24 protein-coding genes are annotated in these 22651 nt (G+C 76.7%); 8 read left to right on the forward strand and 16 right to left on the reverse strand.

Annotated features, from left to right (window positions below; translation table 11 throughout):
- Nucleotides 1-2: 2 nt before the first annotated feature.
- The 4 genes from ACI8AR_RS12280 to ACI8AR_RS12295 form a co-directional block, all read right to left on the reverse strand.
- On the reverse strand, nucleotides 3-1469 hold the full coding sequence (locus ACI8AR_RS12280; RefSeq protein ID WP_457051288.1) for a GntP family permease: 1467 nt from the start codon (nucleotides 1467-1469) through the stop codon (nucleotides 3-5).
- A gap of 16 nt (nucleotides 1470-1485) precedes the next feature.
- Nucleotides 1486-3015, reverse strand: coding sequence for a gluconokinase (locus tag ACI8AR_RS12285; protein ID WP_457051289.1), 1530 nt, complete (start codon nucleotides 3013-3015; stop codon nucleotides 1486-1488).
- A 37-nt stretch (nucleotides 3016-3052) separates the two neighbouring features.
- Nucleotides 3053-3184: a hypothetical protein gene (locus ACI8AR_RS12290; RefSeq protein WP_457051290.1), complete on the reverse strand. Its 132-nt coding sequence runs from the start codon at nucleotides 3182-3184 to the stop codon at nucleotides 3053-3055.
- A gap of 87 nt (nucleotides 3185-3271) precedes the next feature.
- Complete coding sequence (locus ACI8AR_RS12295; RefSeq protein ID WP_457051291.1) at nucleotides 3272-4603, reverse strand: MFS transporter; 1332 nt, start codon at nucleotides 4601-4603, stop codon at nucleotides 3272-3274.
- 113 nt (nucleotides 4604-4716) lie between these two features.
- Here ACI8AR_RS12295 and ACI8AR_RS12300 point away from each other — a divergent pair, with 113 nt between their 5' ends.
- Nucleotides 4717-5346, forward strand: a complete 630-nt coding sequence (locus ACI8AR_RS12300) for a TetR/AcrR family transcriptional regulator (RefSeq protein WP_457051292.1) — start codon at nucleotides 4717-4719, stop codon at nucleotides 5344-5346.
- 10 nt (nucleotides 5347-5356) lie between these two features.
- Here ACI8AR_RS12300 and ACI8AR_RS12305 read toward each other — a convergent pair whose 3' ends face one another.
- Complete coding sequence (locus tag ACI8AR_RS12305; protein ID WP_457051293.1) at nucleotides 5357-6769, reverse strand: MFS transporter; 1413 nt, start codon at nucleotides 6767-6769, stop codon at nucleotides 5357-5359.
- Between the two features lie 177 nt (nucleotides 6770-6946).
- Here ACI8AR_RS12305 and ACI8AR_RS12310 point away from each other — a divergent pair, with 177 nt between their 5' ends.
- From ACI8AR_RS12310 to ACI8AR_RS12320, 3 genes are read left to right on the forward strand one after another with little or no spacing between them, the layout of a single operon-like run.
- Nucleotides 6947-7351, forward strand: coding sequence for a cupin domain-containing protein (locus ACI8AR_RS12310; protein WP_457051294.1), 405 nt, complete (start codon nucleotides 6947-6949; stop codon nucleotides 7349-7351).
- Between the two features lie 55 nt (nucleotides 7352-7406).
- A complete protein-coding gene (locus tag ACI8AR_RS12315; protein WP_457051295.1) occupies nucleotides 7407-10262 on the forward strand; it encodes an FAD-binding and (Fe-S)-binding domain-containing protein in 2856 nt (951 codons plus the stop codon).
- Between the two features lie 49 nt (nucleotides 10263-10311).
- On the forward strand, nucleotides 10312-10971 hold the full coding sequence (locus ACI8AR_RS12320; RefSeq protein WP_457051296.1) for an NADPH-dependent F420 reductase: 660 nt from the start codon (nucleotides 10312-10314) through the stop codon (nucleotides 10969-10971).
- A gap of 2 nt (nucleotides 10972-10973) precedes the next feature.
- On the opposite strand, the gene ACI8AR_RS12325 is transcribed toward ACI8AR_RS12320, so the two are convergent.
- Nucleotides 10974-11594 carry an SGNH/GDSL hydrolase family protein gene (locus ACI8AR_RS12325; protein ID WP_457051297.1) on the reverse strand — a complete coding sequence of 207 codons (621 nt, stop codon included), beginning with the start codon at nucleotides 11592-11594 and terminating at the stop codon, nucleotides 10974-10976.
- Nucleotides 11595-11703: 109 nt separating this feature from the next.
- Between ACI8AR_RS12325 and ACI8AR_RS12330 the strand changes: the two genes are divergently transcribed.
- Both ACI8AR_RS12330 and ACI8AR_RS12335 read left to right on the forward strand, forming a co-directional pair.
- A complete protein-coding gene (locus ACI8AR_RS12330) occupies nucleotides 11704-12192 on the forward strand; it encodes a cation:proton antiporter regulatory subunit (RefSeq protein WP_457051298.1) in 489 nt (162 codons plus the stop codon).
- Between the two features lie 9 nt (nucleotides 12193-12201).
- Nucleotides 12202-13383, forward strand: coding sequence for a cation:proton antiporter (locus ACI8AR_RS12335; protein ID WP_457051299.1), 1182 nt, complete (start codon nucleotides 12202-12204; stop codon nucleotides 13381-13383).
- Between the two features lie 95 nt (nucleotides 13384-13478).
- Here the strand turns inward: ACI8AR_RS12335 and fabG are convergent, their stop codons facing one another.
- From fabG to ACI8AR_RS12385, 10 genes are all read right to left on the reverse strand, one after another.
- The gene (gene fabG / locus ACI8AR_RS12340) at nucleotides 13479-14240 is read right to left on the reverse strand and encodes a 3-oxoacyl-ACP reductase FabG (RefSeq protein ID WP_457051300.1); all 762 of its coding nucleotides are present in this window, start codon (nucleotides 14238-14240) and stop codon (nucleotides 13479-13481) included.
- A 157-nt stretch (nucleotides 14241-14397) separates the two neighbouring features.
- Nucleotides 14398-14817: a DUF350 domain-containing protein gene (locus tag ACI8AR_RS12345; protein WP_456934932.1), complete on the reverse strand. Its 420-nt coding sequence runs from the start codon at nucleotides 14815-14817 to the stop codon at nucleotides 14398-14400.
- A gap of 88 nt (nucleotides 14818-14905) precedes the next feature.
- Nucleotides 14906-15367 carry an AAA family ATPase gene (locus ACI8AR_RS12350; RefSeq protein ID WP_457051301.1) on the reverse strand — a complete coding sequence of 154 codons (462 nt, stop codon included), beginning with the start codon at nucleotides 15365-15367 and terminating at the stop codon, nucleotides 14906-14908.
- An 86-nt stretch (nucleotides 15368-15453) separates the two neighbouring features.
- Nucleotides 15454-15720, reverse strand: coding sequence for a hypothetical protein (locus ACI8AR_RS12355; protein ID WP_456934934.1), 267 nt, complete (start codon nucleotides 15718-15720; stop codon nucleotides 15454-15456).
- 85 nt (nucleotides 15721-15805) lie between these two features.
- Complete coding sequence (locus ACI8AR_RS12360) at nucleotides 15806-17131, reverse strand: AI-2E family transporter (RefSeq protein WP_456934935.1); 1326 nt, start codon at nucleotides 17129-17131, stop codon at nucleotides 15806-15808.
- 70 nt (nucleotides 17132-17201) lie between these two features.
- A complete protein-coding gene (locus ACI8AR_RS12365) occupies nucleotides 17202-17600 on the reverse strand; it encodes an ankyrin repeat domain-containing protein (RefSeq protein ID WP_457051302.1) in 399 nt (132 codons plus the stop codon).
- Nucleotides 17597-18364 (reverse strand): dienelactone hydrolase family protein, encoded by a 768-nt coding sequence (locus ACI8AR_RS12370; protein ID WP_457051303.1) that lies wholly within the window; start codon nucleotides 18362-18364, stop codon nucleotides 17597-17599. The genes ACI8AR_RS12365 and ACI8AR_RS12370 overlap by 4 nt, the downstream gene beginning before the upstream one ends.
- A gap of 47 nt (nucleotides 18365-18411) precedes the next feature.
- Nucleotides 18412-18951, reverse strand: coding sequence for a hypothetical protein (locus ACI8AR_RS12375; RefSeq protein WP_456934938.1), 540 nt, complete (start codon nucleotides 18949-18951; stop codon nucleotides 18412-18414).
- Between the two features lie 68 nt (nucleotides 18952-19019).
- The gene (locus ACI8AR_RS12380; RefSeq protein WP_457051304.1) at nucleotides 19020-19562 is read right to left on the reverse strand and encodes a hypothetical protein; all 543 of its coding nucleotides are present in this window, start codon (nucleotides 19560-19562) and stop codon (nucleotides 19020-19022) included.
- Nucleotides 19563-19623: 61 nt separating this feature from the next.
- On the reverse strand, nucleotides 19624-20088 hold the full coding sequence (locus ACI8AR_RS12385; RefSeq protein WP_456934940.1) for a PPOX class F420-dependent oxidoreductase: 465 nt from the start codon (nucleotides 20086-20088) through the stop codon (nucleotides 19624-19626).
- Nucleotides 20089-20402: 314 nt separating this feature from the next.
- Between ACI8AR_RS12385 and ACI8AR_RS12390 the strand changes: the two genes are divergently transcribed.
- Both ACI8AR_RS12390 and ACI8AR_RS12395 read left to right on the forward strand, forming a co-directional pair.
- Nucleotides 20403-21527 (forward strand): AI-2E family transporter, encoded by a 1125-nt coding sequence (locus tag ACI8AR_RS12390; RefSeq protein WP_457051305.1) that lies wholly within the window; start codon nucleotides 20403-20405, stop codon nucleotides 21525-21527.
- Between the two features lie 85 nt (nucleotides 21528-21612).
- On the forward strand, nucleotides 21613-22566 hold the full coding sequence (locus ACI8AR_RS12395) for a proteasome assembly chaperone family protein (RefSeq protein ID WP_456927984.1): 954 nt from the start codon (nucleotides 21613-21615) through the stop codon (nucleotides 22564-22566).
- The last annotated feature ends 85 nt before the right edge of the window (nucleotides 22567-22651 follow it).

Genomic DNA, 22651 nt, shown 5'->3' on the forward strand with positions numbered 1-22651 from the left:
GTCTACAGGAAGAGGCTGAGCACGAGCGCGAAGACGAACCCGAGCGTCCCGAGCAGCGTCTCCATGACGGTCCAGGTCTTGAGCGTCGTCTTCTCGTCCATCTGGAAGAACCGGCTGACCAGCCAGAACCCGGAGTCGTTGACGTGCGAGAGGACGGTGGCCCCGCCGGCGATCGCGAGGACGATCAGCGCCAGGTCGATGGAGGACAGTCCGCTGCTGGCCTCGACCACCGGGGCCATGAGGCCGGCGGTCGTGGTGAGGGCGACCGTGGCCGAGCCCTGCGCCACCCGCAGCAGCACGGAGACCACGAACGCGGCCACGATCACCGGCAGGCCGATGTCGCCGAGGACGTCGGCCAGCGCCGTGCCGATGCCGCTGGCCCGCAGGACGCCCCCGAACATGCCGCCGGCGCCGGTGATGAGGATGATCGCGCAGACCGGGCCCAGGGCGCTGTTGACGATCGACTCGACCTGGGCGCCGCTCTCGCCGCGGCGCCGGCCGAGCACCACGATCGCGACCAGCACGGTGATCAGCAGCGCCACCGGGGTGGCGCCGAGCAGCTGACCCGCGCGCACGAGGAACGACGTCTCCTCGAGCGCCCCCGCGGTGGCCAGGGTGGTCAGCCCGGTGTTGAGGAAGATCAGCACGAGCGGGAGCAGCAGGATGCCGAGCACGGTGCCGAAGCCCGGCGGCGCCGGGCGGGTGACCGTCCCGGTCCGGCGTCCGCCGGAGGCGCCCGCGGTGCCCGGTGCGGTCCCGGCCACGGTGGGCTCGGGGGCCTCCGGTGCGGCGCCGGTGTCCGGGTCGTCCTCGGACGGCGGCACCGCGACGTCGAAGCGCCGCCCGGCCCACAGGCCGAACAGGTAGCCGCCCAGGTACCAGGTGGGCAGGCCGACGACCAGCCCGAAGACCAGGACCAGCCCGATGTCGGCCCCGATGAGCTCGGCCGCCGCGACCGGCCCCGGGTGCGGCGGGACGAAGGCGTGCATCACGGCGAAGGCGCCGGCGACCGGCAGGCCGTAGGTGAGCAGCGAGCCGCCCAGCCGGCGGGCGACCGTGAAGACGATCGGCAGGAAGACCACGAGGCCGGCGTCGAAGAAGATCGGGAAGCCGAACAGCAGCGCGGCGACGCCCAGCGCCAGGGGGGCGCGCTTCTCGCCGAAGCGCCCGATGAGGCTGTCGGCGAGCACCTGCGCCCCGCCGCTGTGCTCGAGCAGCCGCCCGAGCATCGCCCCGAGGCCGACCAGCAGCGCCACGTTGGCCAGGGTCGCGCCGAACCCCTCGGTGAGGGTGGTGACGACGTCCTCGAGCGGGACCTGGGCCACCAGCGCCGTCAGCAGGCTGACCAGGATCAGTGCCAGGAACGCGTGCAGCTTGAGCTTCATGATCAGGAACAGCAGCACGCCCACGGCTGCCGCCGCGATGAGCAACAGCCACCCGGCTCCCAGAGCCGGTTCGACCTCGGGCATGGGGTCCTCCTGGGGTTCAGCCCTCGTCGTCGAGGGCGTCGAGGGCGCGCAGGACGTCTTCCAGCGCGCGGGTGGACCGCTCGACCAGCGGTCGGGTGTGCCGGTAGAGGTCCGCCGCGGCCGGGTCGGGCTCGACCGGGTCGGAGACGCCGACCAGTGCGGTGGCGGCGTCGAGGTCGGGCAGCGCGCCCAGCGCGTGCAGGCCGAGCAGGCAGGCGCCCAGCCCCGTACCCTCCGGGGAGTCGGCGACCCGCACCGGCAGGTCCAGAGCGGCGGCGAGGGTGGACACCCACAGCGGCGAGGCCACCGCCCCGCCGGTGGCGCGGACCTCGGTCACGGGCAGGCCGGTGGCCGAGAACGCGTCGCGGACGAGCGCCAGCTGCTGGCACACGCCCTCGACGGCGGCGCGCACCAGGTGCCCCCGGCGGTGCTCGCGGCGCAGCCCGACGTACGCCCCGCGCAGCCCGGACCGCCACCACGGCGCCCGCTCCCCCAGCAGGTAGGGCAGGCACAGCAGCCCGGCACTGCCGGCGGGCACCGCGGCGGCCTCCTCGAGCAGCCGGGCGTCGAGGGCGTCGGCGTCCTCCCCCGTGACCCCCTCCCCGTCGGCCAGCGCCTGGGCGGCCCAGCGCACCACCGAGCCGCCGTTGTTGACCGCGCCGCCGACCACCCACTGGTCGTCGGTGAGCGCGTAGCAGAACAGCCGGTGCGCCGGGTCCACGGTCGGCGCCGGCACGACGACGCGCATCGCGCCGCTGGTGCCCAGCGACACGGCGGCGACCTCGGGGCGGACCGCGCCGATGCCGAGGTTGGCCAGCACGCCGTCGGAGGCGCCGAGGACCAGCGGGGTGTCCGCGGGCAGGCCGGTGGCCGCGGCGACCTCCGGGCGCAGGCCGTCGAGCACCGTCGTCGTCGGCAGGACCTCGCCGAGCTGCCCGGGGCGGACGCCGGCCACGTGCAGCGCCTCGGCGTCCCAGGTGCCGGTGCGGATGCCGTAGAGGCCGGTGGCCGAGGCGCAGGCGCGGTCGAGGACCTGGGGCCCGCCGCGCAGCGCGGACACGACGAGCTCCTTGACCCCGCCCCAGCGCGGCACCGCGTCCAGCCGGCCGGGCTCCTCGGCGCGCATCCAGGCGAGCTTGAGCAGCGGGGACATCGGGTGCACCGGCGTCCCGGTGCGGGTGTGCAGCCCGCCGGCGCGGCCGTCGGCGCGCAGGGCCTCGGCGAAGCCCGCGGCGCGGTCGTCGGCCCAGGTGACGACCGGGCCCAGCGGCCGGCCGTCGTCGTCCATGGGGACCAGGCCGTGCATGGCCGCGGACAGGCAGATCCCGACCACCCGGTCGCCGCGCTCGCGGGCGGCCCGGCTGACGGCGGCCAGCGCCTCGACGGCGGCGTCGGCGACCCGGTGCGCGTCCAGCTCGGCGCGGCCGGGGGCGGGCACCGACAGCGGGTAGCCGACGCTCACCAGGTCGCGCACCCGCCCGTCGGTGCCGGCCGTGACCGCCTTGGTCGCCGTCGTCCCGCTGTCCAGCCCGACCACGACGTCCATGCGGGCGATCCTGCCCGCGCCCACAGAGGGCCGCAGGTCAGCACTGGATCTCCACCAGCAGCACCCGGGCGTTCAGGCACGACGCCGCGATCCCGCCGACCAGCGCCCCCACCAGCCAGTGGAGCCCGCCGCCGGCGCCGAGGGCGAGCGATCCCGCCGCCAGCAGCACCAGCGTGGCCGCGGGCCCGGCGGGGCAGCGCCGGGAACGCGAGGATCCGGTCGAGGTCGATGGAGACCGCGACGAACAGCAGCCCGGTCAGCGGTAGGCGGACCCGCCGCGCAGCCGGGCGCCGACCGCCGTCACCAGCGGGGCGAGGACGACGCCGTCGCGGGCCAGCCGCGCCCGCAGCGCCCGGCGGTGGCGCAGCACGCCGACCAGGCCGATCGCCCAGAACAGGTACTGGACGGCGAACGCGGCGCGGAAGGCGCCGAGGTCGTAGGCGGTCGAGGCGCCGGGCGTGAGGACGTCGAGCACCGCGCCGATCGCCAGGATGGTCAGCAGCGAGGCGACGAAGCCGCCGACGTTGACCACGCCGCTGGCGCTGCCCTGCCGCTCGGCGGGGTTCCAGGTGCGGGCGTAGTCGAAGCCGATCATCGAGCCGGGGCCGTTGGTGCCGAGCACGACGACCAGCAGCACGAGCAGCCACAGCGGCGCTCGGCCGGGCCACAGCAGGACGACGGTCCAGGTGGCGGCGGTGACGGCGAGGATGCCGAGGACCAGCACCGAGCGGCGCAGCGGCCAGCGCCCGCACAGCCGGCCGAGCAGCGGCCCCACCCCCATGCCGACGACGACCAGCAGGGTGAGCAGCCCGGCCGCCGTCGCCGGGGACGACCCCTGGCCGACGACGAGGAAGGGATAGCCCCACAGCAGCGCGAAGACCGTGCCGGAGAACTGGGTGACCAGGTGGGTGTAGAGGCCGATCCGGGTGCCGGACTCCCGCCAGGTCAGCGCCAGGTTGCGGCGCACCTCGGCCAGCCCCGCGGGGGTGGCGGGCGCGACGCCGGGCGGGGCGTCGCGCAGCGTGGCGAGCACCAGGACGACGACCAGCACGCCGGCCGCCGCCGCGCCGAGGAAGGTGCTGCGCCAGCCCGCGGTGTGCAGCAGCGCGACCAGCGGGTAGGCGGCCACGACCTGCCCGAGCTGGCCGAGGATGCCGGTGAGCTGGGTGACCAGCGGGACGGTGCGGCCGGGGAACCAGAAGCCGATCACGCGCAGCACGCTGATGAACGTCATCGCGTCGCCGGCGCCGACCAGCACGCGGGCCGCGACCGCGGTGGGGACGTCGGTGGCCAGCGCCAGCACCAGCTGGCCCACGGCCATGGTGACCCCGCCCGCGACGATCAGCCGGCGCGAGCCGAAGCGGTCCAGCGCCACCCCGACCGGCACCTGCAGCCCGGCGTAGACCGCGAGCTGCAGCACCAGGAACAGCGAGACCGCCGACGCCCCGGCGGAGAACCGCTCCTGCGCCTCCACCCCGGCCACGCCGAGCGAGGCGCGGTGGAACACGGCGACGACGTAGGCGGCGAGCGCGGTGAGCCAGACGGCGTAGGCGCGCAGCGGGGTGCGAGCGGCGGTCGGGGGCGTCACTGAGGGGACGACAGTTCCTGCGGACCGGTTGTTCCCGGTACCGCGGTGAGTCGCCTCACGGCACGCGCCCGAGCGCGGCCCGGACGGGGGGTGCCCGGCCCTAGGATCGGGAGGTGGTCGCAGCACTGGTCTCCCCCGAGGACCTGACCGAGGACGACGCCCACCGCCGGGTGCGCATCCTCCTCGCGCTGGCCACCTGCATGGCCGAGAAGGGCTACCGCGCGACGACGATCTCCGACATCGCCCGCGAGGGCCGGGTGTCCAAGACCGTCGTCTACGCGCACTTCCGCGACAAGGAGCACTGCCTCCTCGAGCTCTACACCCGCGCCACCGACAAGATGCTCGCCACCGTGCACGCCGCGCAGGACCGGGCGGCCGCCGAGGGGCTGGCCTGGCGGGACCGGCTGAGGTCGGCCGTGCGCGCCTACCTGGAGGTGCTCGCCGCCAACCCGGAGGTGGCCTGGGCGGCGCTGGTGGAGGTGCAGGCCGCCGGCCGGCACGCGCTCACCCTGCGGCGGCAGGTCATCGACCGCTACGTGGAGCTGATCGGCGGGGTCGCCGCCGAGATGGCCGAGCGGTACCCCGACGAGGTGCGGGCGGTGGACCGGGCGCTCGTCGTCGCCGCGGTCGGCGGTCTCAACGAGCTGATGCTCGTCCGGGTCGAGCGCGGCGAGGCCGGCTCCCTGGCCGAGGACACCGACGTCGCCACCGAGGTGCTCGTCGGTCTCGTCGCCCGCCGCTGAGCCGCCCGGGTCAGCGGCGTGCCGGTCGCAGTGCCAGCACCGCCAGCGCCCCGGCCGCACTGACCCCCGCGCCGGCGAGCGCGGCCGCGTCCCACCCGGCGAGCAGGCCGGCCGCGGTGCCGGCGGGCGCGCCCGCGGTCACCAGCAGGACGACCAGCGTGACGCCGACGGCGGCGCCCAGGTAGCGGGCGGTGTTGTTGGCGCCGCTGCCCATGCCGGCCCGCTCGGGCGGCACGTGCGCCACCGCCTCGCGGCCGAGCGCCGCGTTGGCCGCGCCGTAGCCGACGCCGAGGACCAGCAGGCCCGGCAGCAGCGCGGCGGCCCGGTCGCCGGGGTCGAGGACGGCCAGCGCCGCCAGTCCCGCGGCCGAGACCGCGAGGCCGGCGGCCAGCAGCACGCGCCCGTCGACGCCGGGCAGCCAGCGCAGGCCCACCGACGTCGCCGTCGCGACCGCGGACCAGATCAGCACGAGCACCGTCGTCGCGAGCAGGCTCTCCCCCAGCGCCCGCTGCAGCACGGTGGCGAGGAAGGACATCAGCCCGACCGTGGCCGCGCCGGTGACCAGCGCGCCGACGCTCGCGGCGAGGAAGCCGCGGACGCGGAACAGGCCGAGGTCGACCATCGGCGCGCGCACCCGGGACTCGGCCAGCACGAACGCGACGGTCAGCGCCGCGCCGCCGGCGAGCAGCGCGACGACGGTCGCGGTCCCGGTGCCGGTGCGGGTGGCGACCAGCCCGACGAGCAGGCAGCACACCGCGGCGACGAGCAGCACCGGCCCCGCGACGTCCACCCGCGGCCGGCGGCCGGGTGCCGCCTCCGGCAGCAGCAGCCGGGCGGCGACCGCCAGCAGCAGCGTGACGACGGCGGTGGCGACGTGCGTGGCCCGCCAGCCGGTGTCGCCGTCGAGGACCACCGCGGCCAGCCCGCCCACGCCGGTGCCCGCGCCCAGGCTGGCGCCCCACACCGCCGCCGCGCGCGCCCGCGCCGGGCCGAGCGGGAACACCTGCGCGATCAGCCCGAGCGAGCAGGCCAGCACGGCCGCGCCGCCGACGCCCTCGACCAGCCGGCCGGCGACGAAGACGCCGGTCGACCCCGCGGCGGCCGACAGCGCGGCGCCGGCGGCCAGCAGCACGAGACCCGCGGTGAACACCCGGCGGCGGCCGAGGTCGTCGGCGGCGGCGCCGGTGACCAGCAGCGCCGCGGCCAGCCCGACGCTCATCGCCGACAGCAGCCACGCCTGCCCGCCCGCGTCGGTGCCCAGCTCGGCGGCGGTGGCCACGGCGGTGGCCAGCGGGGTGACGAAGGCGGCGAGGACGACGAGGGTGCTGACCGCGACGACGGCGAGCGTCCGCCGCTGGGGCGCGGCGGCCCCGGCGGCGTCGGCGGCCGCGGGCACGGGACGGGACTCGACCGATCGGGACACGCGCGCCCCCAGCAGGCTCGTCGGTTGGACATTCCAACCGGGATGCCGCGACGCTAGCAGGGCCGGCCGCGGCTGCACCACCCCTGCGGAGGAACAGGCATGGGCCGCAGCAGCGGGGGGCAAGGCTGGTCCGAGGAGCACCGTCCGGGTGCCGCGAGACAGGGAGGAGCGCCGTCCATGGCGTCCGTCATCCACTTCACCATCGCGACCGTCGCCGAGGAGAGCCCCGACTTCCGCCGGGTCCTGTGGACCGGGAAGAACACGCAGCTGGTCGTCATGACCATCCCGCCGGGCGGGGAGATCGGCGAGGAGGTCCACGAGGACATCGACCAGATCCTCACCTTCGTCAGCGGCGTCGGGGAGGCGAAGGTCGGCGGCGCCACGAAGAAGGTCGCACAGGGCGACCTGGTCGTCGTCCCGGCCGGGACCAAGCACAACTTCGTGAACACCGGCGAGAACCCGCTGATCCTGTACACGGTGTACGGCCCGCCGGAGCACGCCGACGGCGCGGTGCACCACACCAAGGAGGAGGCCGACGCGGCGGAGGAGTCCGGCGAGGACGAGCCGCCGACCGGCGACTGACACGCCTCCCCCCGGTGCCGTCCGCCCCCGCGGCGGCACCGGGGACACTGGGAGGGTGAGCAGCGCACTCGCCGACACCACCGCCGACACCGCCGAGGTCACCGCCGCGCTCCGCCGGGCCGGGATCGGTGACGTCGACGACTCGGGCCTGGCCCGGGCGCTGTACTCCTCCGACGGCTCGCTGTACCGCGTGCTGCCGCGCGCCGTCGTCCGCCCGCGCGACGCCGACGAGGTCGTCGCGGCCCTCGAGGTCTGCCGGACCCTCGGCGTGCCGCTGACCATGCGCGGCGCGGGCACCTCGATCGCCGGCAACGCGGTGGGCACCGGGGTCGTCGTCGACACCAGCCGGTACCTGGACCGGGTGCACGCGGTCGACGCCGAGGCGCGCACCGCGGTCATCGACCCCGGCGTCGTCCAGGCCCGGCTGCAGCTGGCCGCCCGCCCGCACGGGCTGCGCTTCGGGCCGGACCCGAGCACCGCCAACCGCTGCACCGTCGGCGGGATGATCGGCAACAACGCCTGCGGGTCGCGGGCGCTGGGCTACGGCCGGACGTCGGACAACGTCGTCGGCCTCGACGTCGTCACCGGGACCGGGCAGCGGCTGCGGCTGACCTCCGGGGCGACCGTGGACGGCACGGGCAGCGGGGTGGTCGACGACCTGCGCGCCCTGGTCGGCCGCGAGCTGGCCACCATCCGCACCGAGCTCGGCCGCTTCGGCCGGCAGGTGTCGGGCTACTCGCTGGAGCACCTGCTGCCCGAGCACGGCTTCGACGTCGCCCGGGCGCTGGTGGGCAGCGAGGGCACGCTCGCCGTCGTCCTCGGCGCCACCGTGCGGCTGGTCGCCGACGCCCCGTACCGCGGGCTGGTCGTGCTCGGCTACCCGTCGATGGCCGACGCCGCCGACGCCACGCCCGGCCTGCTCCGGCACGGGCCGACCGCCGTCGAGGGCCTGGACGAGCGGATCGTGCAGCGGCTGCGCGACGTGCCGGCCGCCGTCGTCCCCGAGCTGCCGCGCGGCGCGGGCTGGCTGATCGTCGAGGTCACCGGCGACACCGTCGCCGAGGTCGAGGCGAAGGGCGCGGGTGTGGTCGCCGACGCCGGCGCGCTGGACGCCCTGGTGGTCACCGACGTCGCGCACGCCGCCGCCATCTGGCGGATCCGCGAGGACGGCGCCGGCCTGGCCGCGCGCACCTCCGACGGCCGCCCCGCGCACGCCGGCTGGGAGGACGCCGCCGTGCCGGTGGAGTCCCTCGGCGCCTACCTGCGCGAGTTCGACGCGCTGCTGGAGCAGCACGGGCTGCAGGGCGTGCCGTACGGCCACTTCGGCGACGGCTGCGTGCACGTGCGCATCGACTTCCCGTTCGGCCGCGAGCCCGACCGCGGCCGCGCCGCCTACCGCTCCTTCGTCGAGGACGCCGCCCGGCTGGTCGCCCGCTACGGCGGGTCGGTGTCGGGCGAGCACGGCGACGGCCGGGCCCGCAGCGAGCTGCTGTCGACCATGTACTCCCCCGCCGCGCTGGACCTGTTCGCGCAGGTCAAGGCGCTGTTCGACCCCGGCGACGTGCTCAACCCCGGCGTGCTGGTGCGCCCGGCCCGCCTGGACGACGACGTCCGGGTGGCCGCCGCGCCGCGCCTGCGCGAGGGCCTGGCGCTGGCCTACCGGCACGACGACGGCGACCTGTCCAACGCGGTGCACCGCTGCACGGGCGTCGGCAAGTGCCGGGCCGACCCGTCCGGCGTCGCGGTGATGTGCCCGTCGTTCCCGGCCACCCGCGAGGAGAAGGACTCCACCCGCGGCCGCGCCCGGGTGCTGCAGGAGATGCTCGCGCCGGGCGGGCCGGTGCGGGACTGGCGCTCACCGGAGGTGCACGCCGCGCTCGACCTGTGCCTGTCGTGCAAGGGCTGCTCGCGGGACTGCCCGACCGGCGTGGACATGGCCAGCTACAAGTCCGAGGTGCTGCACCAGTCCTACCGGCGGCGCCTCCGGCCGCTGGCGCACTACACGCTGGGCCGGCTGCCGATGTGGTCCGACCTGGCCGCGCGGGCGCCGCGGCTGGTCAACGCGGTGCTGCGCAACCGGCTCGGCGGGCGGCTGGCGAGGTGGGGCGCCGGCGTGGACCGGCGGCGGTCGCTGCCGTCGTTCGCGCCGCGCACCTTCCGGCAGTCGTTCACCCCGCGGCCGGGCGGCGGCGCGCCGGTGGCGCTGTGGGTGGACTCGTTCACCGACCACTTCGCGCCGGAGGCCGGGCACGCCGCCGTCCGGGTGCTCGAGGCCGCCGGCTACTCCGTGCAGGTGCCCGGCGACGACACCTGCTGCGGGCTCACCTGGATCACCACCGGGCAGCTGGACACCGCGAAGCGGATCCTCGGCGACACCGTGCGCCGGCTCGCGCCGCTGGCCGACGCCGGCATCCCGATCGTCGGCGTGGAGCCCTCGTGCACGGCGGCGCTGCGCAGCGACGCCGTGGAGCTGCTCGAGGGGGTGGGCGGGGGTGCCATGGCCGGGCGGGTCGCCGCGGCCACCCGGACGCTGGCCGAGCTGCTCACCGCCACCGAGGGGTGGGCGCCGCCGTCGCTGGCCGGCGTCGAGGTGGTCGCGCAGCCGCACTGCCACCACCACGCGGTGATGGGGTGGGCGACCGACGAGCGGCTGCTGCGCCGGGCCGGCGCGACGGTCACCCGGCTCGGCGGCTGCTGCGGGCTGGCCGGCAACTGGGGCGTCGAGCGGGGGCACCACGAGGTGTCGGTGACCATCGCGGAGCAGCAGCTGCTGCCCGCCGTCCGCGCGGCCGGGCCGGACGCCGTCGTGCTGGCCGACGGGTTCTCCTGCCGCACGCAGCTGGACCAGCTCGCCGACCGGCCGGGGAAGCACCTCGCCGAGCTGCTGGCCGACGCGCTGGACCGGGGCTAGGGAGCGGAAGGCCGGGAATGGGCCGCGGGCCGGCGCGTTGGCGGCAGGCATGACCACTCTCGGCATCATCGGCGCCGGCCACATCGGCACGGCGCTCGCGCAGGCGGCCACCGACCTCGGCCACGACGTCGTCCTCGCCAACTCCCGCGGCCCGGAGACCCTCGCCGGCCTCGTCGACGCGCTCACCGACCGGCCCTCCCGCCGCGGCTCGGTGCGCGCCGCCACCGCGGCCGAGGCCGGCGCCGCCGGCGACCTCGTCGTCGTCACCGTGCCGCTCAGGGCGGTCCCCGACATCCCGGTCGAGCCGCTGGCCGGGAAGGTCGTCATCGACACCAACAACTACTACCCGGAGCGCGACGGGCACGTCGCCGCCCTCGACGAGGGCAGGACCACCAGCTCCCAGCTGCTGCAGGACCACCTGCCCACCTCGCGCGTGGTCAAGGCGTTCAACCACATCCCGGCCGCGCAGATCACCGCCCGGCGGACGCCGAGCGGCACCCCGCACCGGCGGGCGCTGGCCGTCGCCGGGGACGACGCCTCGGCCCGGGAGGTCGTCGCCTCGTTCATCGACGAGATCGGCTTCGACGTCCTCGACCTGGGCCCGCTGGCCGAGAGCTGGCGGATCGAGCCCGGCACCGCCGGCTACGGCCCGGACCTCGACCTCGAGGGCCTGCGCCGGGCGACCGCGGAGGCGACCCGGGCCGCGTGAGCTCAGGCGGCGCGGCGGTCCCGGCGGGCGCGGGCGGCGGCCAGCACCGTCGGGGCCAGCGCCGCCGCGATCCGCGCGTAGCCGGCCGAGGAGGGGTGGAACCGGTCGGCGGAGAACAGCGCCGGGTCGGTGGTGAACGCCCGGCCCACCTCGGCGGAGACGGCCGCGACGACGGCGCCGCGCGCCTGCGCCACCTCCGCCTGCCGCTGCTGCACCGCCGCGCAGGCGGCCTGCACGACCGGCCGGAACGCCGGCGGCACGAACGGCACGCTGGACATGTCCGGCGCCGGCACCACGACGACGTCGGTGCCCGCGGCGCGCAGCCCGTCGACGGCGGCGCCGAGCGCGGCCACCGCCTGCTCGACGGGGAGGAACCGGGCGAGGTCGTTGGCGCCGATCACCACGACGGCGAGGTCGGCGCCGAGCGGCGCGGCCCGGCGGACCTGTGCGGCGAGGTCGCGGGAGACCGCGCCGGGCACGGCCAGCACGGACAGGTCGGTGTCGGTGCCCGCGCCGCGCAGCACCTGCGCCAGCCGTGGGCCGAGGCCGTCCTCGACCCGCGCGGCACCGGTGCCGTACGCGATCGAGTCACCGAGGACGGCGAGGTGGAGACGATCGGTCACGCCCGGTGCAACGCCGGTCGGCGGGGCGCTCTGCCCGCCGGCGCGGCCGGCCGCCGGTGACCCCGGCCACCGTGCGCCCCGACCCGCGACGCTCTGCCACGATGCCCGCGTGGTGGATCTCGACGAGACCATGCTGCCCGGCGTCGGCGTGCGCTACGGCCTCACGACACGTGCCGGCGACCGCCTGGCCGTCGTCGTCCAGCGCGAGGGCGGCGCGGAGGTGGCCGTGTTCGACCGGCGCGACCCGGACCGCGCCCGCGCCGTGTTCCGGCTCGACGCCGAGGAGACCGGCGTCCTGGCCGAGCTCCTCGGCGCGCCGCGGCTGACCCAGCGGTTCGTGGACCTCTCCCGGGAGGTGCCGGGCCTCGAGTCCGCCCGCTTCCTCCTGCGTCCCGGGTCCCCCTTCGACGGGCGCCCGCTCGGCGACACCCGCGCCCGGACGCTGACCGGGTGCTCGATCGTGGCCGTGGTGCGCGAGAACGACGTCGTCCCCTCTCCCGGGCCGGCAGAGGTCCTGCACGCCGGCGACGTGCTGGTCGCCATCGGCTCCGACGCCGGGCTCACCCAGCTCGGCGCGCGGCTGGACGGCGCGGCCTAGGCCCCCGGAGTGCACGGCACCGAGGCGCTGCTGGTCGAGCTGGGACTGCTCTTCCTGGGGCTGGCGCTGCTGGGCCTGCTCGCCCGGCGCCTGGACCTCTCCCCCATCCCGTTCGTCCTCGTGGCCGCGCTGGCGGTGGGCGAGGGCGGGGTCGCGCCCCTGACCACGGCCACCCCGTTCATCGAGGCCGCGGCCGAGATCGGCGTCGTGCTGCTGCTGCTCGCCCTCGGCCTGGAGTTCTCACCGGACGAGCTGTTCACCTCGCTGCGCCACCACGGCCGTTCGGGCGTGGTGGACCTGCTGCTCAACGCGCCGCCGGGCGTCGTGGCCGGCCTGGCGCTCGGCCTGCCCTGGCAGGGAGCGCTGGCCCTCGGCGGCATCACCTACGTCTCGTCGTCGGGCATCGTGGCCCGGCTGCTGGCCGACCTCGGCCGGCTGGCCAACCGGGAGACGCCGGCCGTGCTGTCGGTCCTGGTCCTCGAGGACCTCGCGATGGCGCTGGTGCTGCCGCTGCTCGCGGTGGCGCTGGCCGGGGGCGGCCCGGCCGCGGCCGCCGGCGGCCTCGCCCTGGCCGCCGGGGCCGTGGTGCTGGTCCTGGCCGCCGCCCGGCGCCACGGTCACCGCCTGGGGGTGCTGCTCACCTCTCCCGACGACGAGCAGGTCCTGCTGCGGCTGGTCGGGCTGACCCTGCTGGTCGCCGGCGCGGCCCAGGCGCTGGGCGTCTCGGCGGCGGTCGGCGCCTTCCTCGTCGGGCTGGCCCTGCCCGCCCCCTTCGCCGCACGGGTGCGGCGGATCCTCACCCCGTTACGCGACCTGTTCGCGGCGACCTTCTTCGTGGCCTTCGGGCTGGGCACCGACCCCGCCGACGTCCTCCCGGTCCTGCCGGCGGCGCTGCTCCTCGCCGTCGTGACGGCGGCGACCAAGGTGGGGACCGGCTGGTACGCCGCCCGCCGGGACGGGGTCGCCGCTCCGGGCCGCTGGCGTGCCGGGACGGCGCTGATCGCCCGCGGGGAGTTCTCCGTGGTCATCGCGGGGCTGGCCGTGGTGGCCGGCCTGCCCGAGCTCGGTCCCCTGACCACCGCGTACGTGCTGGTGCTCGCCGTCGCCGGCCCCGTGGTGACCCGGCTGGCCGAGCCCTGGACGGCGCTCCCCGGCACGGCCCACCCCGGGCCCGGGGCGCCGGCCGGGTGAGCGCCGGCGCCGCGGGCCCGGGGTGGGACACGGCCGCTGCGGTCAGTGCAGGACGGGCGCGCCGCCCTGCTCCGGGGGTCCGTGCGTGGCGGCTGTCACGCCTTCGGGCCGCCCGCGGCGTAGACGACCTGGCCGGAGACGAAGCCCGCGCCCTCGCTGACGAAGAACGAGACCAGGTGCGCGATGTCCTCGGGCTGGCCGACGCGGGCCACCGGGATCTGCGAGGCGGCGCCCTTGATGAAGTCGTCGAAGGCGATGCCCATGCGCTCGGCGGTGGCCATCGTCATCTCGGTCTGGATGAAGCCCGGGGCGATGGCGTTGGCGGTGACACCGAACTTGCCCAGCTCGATGGCGAGGGTCTTGGTGAAGCCCTGCAGGCCCGCCTTCGCCGTCGAGTAGTTCGCCTGACCGCGGTTGCCCAGCGCGGAGGTGCTCGACAGGTTCACGACCCGGCCCCACTTGGCCTCGACCATGTGCTTCTGGCAGGCGCGGCTCATGAGGAAGGCGCCGCGCAGGTGCACGTTCATGACCAGGTCCCAGTCGACCTCGGTCATCTTGAACAGCATGTTGTCCCGGATGACGCCGGCGTTGTTGACCAGCACGACCGGCGGGCCGAGCTCGGCGGCGATCCGGTCGACGGCGGCCTGCACCTGCTCGGCGTCGCTGACGTCGGCGCCGACGCCGAGCGCGCGCCCGCCGGCGGACTCGATGGCCTGCACGGTGTCCTTGGTGTTCGCCTCGTCGAGGTCGAGCACGGCGACGGCGAAGCCGTCGGCGGCCAGGCGCTTCGCCGTCGCGGCGCCGATGCCGCGCGCGGCGCCGGTCACGATGGCGACGCGGGGGGTGGCCTCGCTCATGGCAGTTCCTCTCGTTGGTGGCGGCGTCGTCGCCGGCCGGTCCGGGTGGGGGGCTCGGGCCGGGTCGTCCCCGCGCCGGCCCCCGGGCTGCGCCGGTCAGGTTACGGCGGGCGCCCGGGGCGTCCGGAGACGGCCCCGTGCCGGTGCGCGGCGGCCGTCAGGGCCAGATCGAGGCGACGATGATCGCGGCGACCGAGAGCTGGGTCGCGGCCATCACCAGGCTGGCGGGGTGGAAGCCGGTCTCGGTGACGAGCTGGCCCATCTTCCCCGGTGTGAGCAGGTCGAGGACGAGGAACGCGACGGCCTGCAGCACCACGCCGAGCACGCCGAAGACGACGGTCCAGAGCAGCGCCTCCCCGAACCCGGACGTCGCGTTGGTCCAGATGGCGGCGAAGATGACCGCGCCCTGGGCGAGGAAGCCGGCGGACAGGACGACCGCGGCGCTCACCGACCGGTCCTCGTAGATGCGCCGGCCGAGGTGGCCGGGCGTCAGCAGGTCGAGGACGAGGAAGCCGAGGGCCAGCAGCACGAGGCCGACGGCGGTGTAGGCGACGGCGTAGCCGATGCTGGCCAGCACGGGACGGGTACCTCCGGGGGCGGGAGCGGACGGGCCTGCCAGTTCCTACCGCACCGGCTCCCCCGGCCGCACGCGACGGTCCGGCCGGTCAGTCCCCCGGGCGCACGACGTCACCCCGGACGACGTCCCCCCGCACGACGTCCCCCCCGCACGACGTCCCCCGCACGACGTCGACGCGGTCGAAGCCCTCGGCCGCGGTGGGCGGGGCGAACCGGGCGCGGGCGGCGTACACCCCGACCAGCGGTACCGGCGTCTCGCGGGCCGCGTTGCGGGCCAGGCACTCCTCGAGCGGGGTGTCCACCCAGACCGCGCGCACCGGCACGCCGGCCGCGCGGGCCGCGGCGACCAGCGGCGCGCGCTCCTCCGGCGAGGGGCTGGTGTTGTCGACGACGACGCTGCGCCCGGCCGCCAGCAGCGCGGCGACGAGCCGCTGCTGCCGGGCCTCCCGCCGGCGGGCGCGGGGCCAGTGGTCCTTGCTCACCACCTCGTGCGTGCCGGCGAGGGTGCGCCGCACCCACGTCGACTTGCCCGCGCCCTGCAGGCCGACCACCACGACGAGCTCGGGTGAGGTGCTCGAACGGCCTCCCTGCAGGGGCCCGCCGCGAGCGTGGCGGTGGGGGGCAGGGAGGTCCTCCATCACGCGCTCCGGCGCAGCGGGGTCACCGGCTCGTCATCGTCCTCGAACACCGGGCGGGCCGCCGGGTGCTCGACCAGCGCGAGCACCCTCCCGGCCATGAAGCGTGCGGTGCGCACGGGCGTGCCGCCGCGGGTGGTCTCGGTGACCTCCACGACGCCGCGGCCGTGGGACACGTCCACCCGGCGCCCGGCGCGGGTGGCCTCGATCTCGTAGGTGCGGGTGTCGCCACCGGCGTCGATGACGACCTCGACACGATCGCCCTTCACGGGTCCTCCTCGGGGTCTCGCCGGGATCGTTCCCCGGCTTGTGGACAACGTCCTCCCGACCCCTGACATTCCCCGAAAGCGCTGGTCAGTCCCCGGATCCGCGCCGTGAGGGCCAGTGCGGGTGCAGTGCGCGGACCGAGGCCAGCGCCGCCCGGCGGGCCTGCGCGCGCTGCCGCGCGCGGCTGGTCCGCGGGGCCCTCGGCTCCTCCCGCAGCAGCGCGTCCAGCCAGTGCCCCCGCGGGTCGACGTCGACCAGCAGCGCCTTCACCAGCAGCGTGAGCGGGATGGCCAGCAGCGCGCCCAGCGCGCCGAGCACCCAGCCCCAGAACAGCAGCGCGAGGAAGGTGACCGTCATCGACAGGCCCACCGAGTCGCCGACGAAGCGGGGCTGGATGAGCGTCTGCACGACGAAGTTGAGCAGCGCGTAGACGACGATGATCACCCAGAACTCGGTCCAGCCGCCGGCGAGCAGGCCGAGCAGCGCCGGCGGGATGACGCCGAGCACGAACCCGATGTTGGGCACGTAGTTGGTGATGAACGACAGCAGGCCCCAGAGCACCGGCAGCGGGACCTCGAGGATCGCCAGCGCGACGGTGTCGCCCACCGCCACGATCGCGCCGAACACCGTGCTCACCAGCAGGTAGCTGCGGGTGCCGCGGGCGAACAGGCCGAGGGCGATGGGCAGGTGCGGCCGGTCCTCGGCGACCAGCGCCAGCCGGCGGCCGAACCCGCCGGACTCGATGGCGAGGAAGACCATCGCCGACAGCAGCAGCACCAGCGTGCTGGCGGTGTCGGTGACCCGGGCGAGCAGGTCGGTGGCCAGGCCCACGAGCTGGCCGTAGTCGAACCGGTCGACCAGGTCCTGGATCTGCGTGGAGGACAGCCCGGCCTCGTCGAGCCGCTGCACCGTGTCGTCGAGCAGCACCGCGAACTGCGGGGCGTAGTCGGGCAGCAGGACGGCGAACTGGGCGATCGCGACCACCAGCAGCGACCCGAGGCCGAGCAGCACGCCCCACACGAGCAGCAGCAGGACGCCGGCCGCCGCCCAGCGCGGCACGTGGTGGCGCAGCAGCCAGCGCTGCACCGGCATGAGCGCCACGACGACGACGAGCGCGAGCAGCACCGGCGCGACCAGCCAGGCGATCTCGCGCACCCCGGCGACGGCGATCGTCGCGGCTGCGGCGCCGACCAGCAGCACCAGCCAGCGGGGCAGCCCGCCGGGACCGGAGAGGGTGCCGGCCGGTCCCGGCGCCGGGCCGCCGTCGACCGGCGCGAGAGGGACGTCGGTGGCCAGCGGCAGTCCGTCGGCGAGGTCCGCCGGCAGCTCGGTGGGCTCCGGGGGGACCACCCGGGAGGCCCCGGTGCGCGCCCGCTCCGCACCCGGCTCGGGCAGGTGCGACTGCGCGGCCATGGACGTCCTCCCCCGTAACGGCGCCGTGACGCCCCAGGGTGTCACGGCGGTGCGGCTCCCGCGGGGAGCCTCAGCCGGACCGGCCCTCGAGCAGCGCGGTCATCTCCGGCAGGTCGAAGAACGCCGCGGTCTCGCGGGCGCTCGGCCCGCCGGCGTCGGGGTCGGCGCCGGCGGCCAGCAGCGTCCGCACGCCGGCCTCCGAGCGGCGGAACACCGCCGCGGCCAGCGCCGTCTGGCCGCGGTCGTTGGCCCGGCCCGGGTCGGCGCCGCGCTCGAGCAGCGCGGCCACGGTCTCCGGGTGGTCGTGGTAGGCGGCGAGGATCAGCAGCGTGTCGCCCTTGTCGTTGGTGAGGTCCACCGGGACGCCGGCGTCGACGTAGGCGGCCAGCTCCGCGGTGTGGCCGAACCGGGCGAGGTCGAAGACCCGCGCGGCCAGCTCGATGACGCCGGGGTCGATGGGCTCGCTCACGACCGCGCCCCCGTCCCGAGGCCGTCGACGAGGGCGAGGATCCGCCGCCAGGCGTCCTGGCAGGCCTCCTCCCACTCGGGCGCGGCGCGGTCGAAGAAGGAGTGCGGGGCGCCGTCGTAGACCGCGGTCTCGACGTCGGCGCCGGCGGCGCGCATCGTCTCCGCGAGGGCGAGCTGGTCCTCGACGGGGGTGGCGGCGTCCGCGCCGGCGACGATCATCAGCGTCGGGCGCGAGGCCCGCCCGGCGGCGTCGCCGACCACGGCCGGGCGGCCGTAGAAGCCCACGCAGGCGGCGACGTCGAGGTCGCCGCCGGACTGCCGCCAGGAGTGGCTGCCGCCGAAGCAGAAGCCGACGGTGACCACCGGCAGGTCGGGCCGCGTGCGCCGGCGCAGCTCGGCGATCGCCGCGGTGAGGTCGGCGTCGACCCCCTCGGGCGTGGTCTGCGGGACGTGCGTCTGCCAGTCGAAGCCGGCGTCGCGGGTGCCGGACGGGCAGGTGCCGGCGGTGCGGCCGAAGTAGTCGAAGGCGACGGCGGGCACGCCGGCCTCGGCGAAGCGCTCGGCCAGCGCGACGTAGTACGGGTGCAGCCCGCGGATGTCCGGGAGGACCACCACGCCGGCGGGTGCGGCCGCGACGTCGGCGGGCAGCGCCCAGGCGGCCGAGACCTCCGTGCCGTCGGCCGCGGTGAGGACGGTGAGGCCGCGGTCGCCGACCTCCCCCGTGCGCGGCGGGGCGGGCGGGCGGCTGGCGGGGTCGTGGCACATGGCCCTGTGCTACCAGGCCCTGCCGGGCACCGCGCGAGGGCCCCGGGTCAGACGCCGCCGGTGCGCTCGGCGGCCCCCGCCCGGCCGCCGAAGACGGCGGCGGCGACCTCGCGGCGGGCGTCGGTGAGCCACGCGTACTGCCGGTGCGCCTGGTCGATGAGCCGGTCGAGCTCGGCCCGGTCCAGCCGGTCGTCGGCCTCGGCGACGATCCGCAGCGTCTCGAAGCCGCTGCGCTTGGCGCGCACCCCGGAGGCGAGGAACTCGAACTCGACGAGGTCCGACAGCGGCGAGCGGGACAGCAGCCGGCCGTTGAGCTTGGCGCGGGTGACCTTCTCCGCCAGCCAGACGCCGAGCTGCTTGTACTGCCGCACCGGGATGCCGAGCGCCCGGGCCGTGGCCAGCAGCGAGGACTTCTCCTCGCGCAGCTCGCCGAGCAGCTGGGTCAGCGGCGCCTCCCAGCGCGAGCCGCGGTGCACGCCCAGCATGCGGCCGACCAGCTCGATGCCGCCGGTGGCCGAGGCGAGGTGGTCGTTGACGTAGACGCCGAGGAGCTCGGCGTTGCGCAGCGGCTGCACGGGTTCGGACACGGGACCTCCTGCGGTGCGGGACGCCCCCATCCTCCGGGACCGGTGATCACCGCGCGCGGCGGCGTCCCTCATCCGGGCGGCCGGCCGGCGCGGGTGAGCAGCCGCGCGGCGGCCGGGCGCAGCTCCTGCTCCAGCTCCCAGGACCCGGCGGCCAGCCGCTGCGCGACCGCCTGCCGGGAGACGCCGAGCTCGGCGGCCGCGGCGGCGCGGGTGGCGCCGGCCGCGACCAGGTCGACGGCGGCCCAGGCCGCGGCGCTGCGGCGGGCGAGCAGGACGGCGAGCGCGGTGAGCACCGCCTGCGCGTCGGCGGCCGCCTCGGCGTCGGACCCGCGCACGGCCAGCCGGGCCGGGCGGCGCCCGGCGGCCTCCAGGGCGCGGCGCGCGGCGAGCACCACCGGGGCGTCGCCGGGACCGGCCGGCGCCGCGCCGACGCCGATCCGCCGGCCGCCCTCCCGCACCAGCGCGACGACCGCGTCCACCGCGGCCGGGGCGTCGTCGAGCACCGCCGCCCAGCCCTCCCCCACCGCCCGCGCCCCGGCACCGAGGACCGCCGGGGGGCCGCCGGCGGCGGGGCCCGCGGTCAGCGGGGCGCAGGCGACGGCCAGGGACACGCGCGCAGCGTCGCCGCCGGCCGGCCCGGGTGCAAGCTCCTGGGCTTGCCCGGCGCGCCGGTCAGTCCTGCGTCAGCTCGGGCGGGAAGCCGCCGGTGGCCACCGGGCCCCAGCGCTCGATCGTGATCCGCAGCAGCGACTTGCCCTGCCGGGCCATCGCGGCGCGGTACTCGTCCCAGTCGGGGTGCTCGCCGCTGATCGACCGGAAGTACTCGACCAGTGGCTCCAGCGCCTCCGGCAGGTCCAGCACCTCGGCGCGGCCGTCCACCTGCACCCACGCGCCGTCCCAGTCGTCGGACAGGACGCAGAGGGAGACGGCGGGGTCGCGGCGGGCGTTGCGCACCTTGGCGCGCTGCGGATAGGTGCTGACGACGACCCGGCCCTCGGCGTCGACGCCGTAGGTCACCGGGGACAGCTGCACCCCGCCCTCGCGGCGCCGGGTGAGCAGCACCGCGCGGTGCCGCGGGCGGAGGAAGTCGAGCAGCTCGGCGCGCTCGACCCGGTCGGCTCTGGCGGTCCTGGGCACGTCCCCGACGCTAGCCGCGGCCCGCGCCCCACCAGCCGTCGGGCGGTGGTCCGCGGTGATCCGTGGTGCGATGTGACCATGAGGTTCCGCCTGTCCGGACGCCGGGACGACGCCCCGGCCGGTGGTGGCGCGTCCGCCGCCGGCGGCGCCGCGGCCCGTGACCGCGCGGCCGACGACGGGTCCGGCGCCGGGCCGGTCGGCGACGAGCGCACCACCCCCACGCTCACCGGCGAGGGCGGCCCGCGCGACCCGCGCGCCGCCGACCACGACGCCACGGCGGCCCCGCCCCGGCCTGGCAGCGCGGCGAGCGCGCCGTGTCGGCCACCCGCACCCTCGCCATCGCCTCCGCCCAGCTGCTGCTCATCAGCGCGGCGCTGGTGGTGATCGGCTGGGTCCTCGGCAAGCTGTGGGTCATTCTGCTGCCGGTCATCCTCGGCCTGCTGTTCGCCACCGTGCTGTGGCCGCCCACACGGTTCCTGCGCCGGCACGGCTGGCCCCCTGCCCTGGCCGCGGCGGTCGTGCTGCTGCTGTTCCTCGGCCTCATCGGCGGGCTGATCGCGGTCATCGCGCCGCAGGTCGCCGACCAGGTCACCGAGCTCGCCGACCAGTTCACCAGCGGCCTGCAGCAGGTCCAGGAGTGGCTGCAGGGCCCGCCGCTGGACATCGACGAGGAGCAGCTGGGCCAGTACGTGGACCAGGCGATCGACTCGGTCCAGAACAACGCGTCGAACATCGCGGGCTACGCGGCCACCGGCGCCTCCGCCGTCGGCAACGGGCTGATCAACCTGGTGCTCGCGCTGGTGCTGGCGTTCTTCTTCGTCAAGGACGGGCCGCGCTGGGTGCCGTGGCTGGCCGCGCAGACCGGGCCGAAGGCCGCCCCGCACGTGGCCGCGCTGTCGCAGAAGACCTGGTCGACCCTGTCGGAGTTCATCAAGCAGCAGGCCCTCGTCGGCTTCGTCGACGCCTTCTTCATCGGCCTGGGGCTGTGGATCCTCGACGTGCCGCTGGTGATCCCGCTGGCCGTGCTGACCTTCTTCGGCGCGTTCATCCCGATCATCGGTGCGTTCGTCGCCGGCGCCTTCGCGGTGCTGATCGCCCTGGTCGACGAGGGCTTCACGGTGGCGCTGATCGTCTTCGGGATCGTGCTGCTGGTGCAGCAGATCGAGGGCAACGTGCTGCAGCCGATCATCCAGGGCCGCGGGTTCAACCTGCACGCCGCGGTGGTCATCCTCGCCGTCACCGCTGGCGGCAGCCTGGCCGGGATCATCGGCGCCTTCCTCGGGGTGCCGGTGGCCGCGCTGATCGCCGTCGTCTACCGGTACACCCGCGACGCGCTCGACGGCCGGCATCCGGAGGTCGCCGACGACGGCACCCGGCACCAGGTGGCCGGCGACGACGCCGGCGCCGTCCTGACCCGCTCCTCCGCGCCGCCGGCCTGACCGGGCGGGAATGCCGGCCGGGCCGCCGTCGCTGTCCCCTGACGACGTCCGATCAGCAGGCGTCCGACCAGCAGGAGGTGCCCCCGTGGCGCAGCGACCGGAGGAGCTCGTCGAGCTCACTCCCGAGGCCGATCCGTTCCTCGCCGCCGAGGAGGCGGTCACCGGCGCCGCGCAGCGGCGCGGCCTGGTGCTCGTGCACGCCCTGGCGGGCGACTTCGACGCCGCCTCGTCCGCCCAGCTCGCCGCCTCGCACCTGCTGGCCTCGCTGCCGCACCGCACCGTCGCGCGGTTCGACGCCGACCTGCTGGTGGACTACCGCGCCCGCCGGCCGCGGATGACGTTCAACGGCGACCACTACGAGGACTTCACCGCGCCGGAGATCGTGCTCTCCGCGCTGGAGGACGACGCCGGCGAGCCGTTCCTGCTGCTGCACGGGCCGGAGCCGGACTACCGCTGGGAGGGCTTCGCCGCCGCCGTGGCCGGGGTGGTCGAGCGGCTCGGGGTGACCTCGGTCGTGGCGCTGCAGGCCATCCCGATGCCGGTGCCGCACACCCGGCCGGTGACGGTCACCGCGCATGCCACGCGCCGGCAGCTGATCGAGTCCTACCCCGTCTACTGGGGCGAGCTGCGCGTCCCGGGCAGTGCCCCGGCGCTGCTGGAGCTGCGCCTGGGCGAGGCCGGCGTCGACGCCCTCGGGGTGGCCGCGCACGTGCCGCACTACCTGGCGCAGGCCAGCTACCCGGCCGCGACGCTCACCCTGCTCGAGCACCTGGGCCGGCTCACCGGCCTGCTGCTGCCCACCGAGACGCTGCGCGAGGCGGCCCAGCAGCACCGCACCGAGGTCGACGAGCAGATCGCCCGCTCCGCCGACAACACCGCCGTCGTGGCCGCGCTGGAGCAGCAGTACGACCAGTTCGCCGCCGCCCGCGAGGGCGAGGACCTGCTCGGCGGGGCCGGCGAGGTGCCCAGCGGCGACGAGATCGGCGCGGAGTTCGAGCGCTTCCTGGCGGAGCAGGACCGCCGCGGTCGAGGAGACTGACGGCGTCCCGAGTGGGCCCCGGAGGGGTCCGCGCAGGGACGCCGGCGGGGCTCCGCCCTCAGGGGGACGGCACCTGGCCGCGGTG

The organism is Geodermatophilus sp. SYSU D01036, from assembly GCF_054050435.1.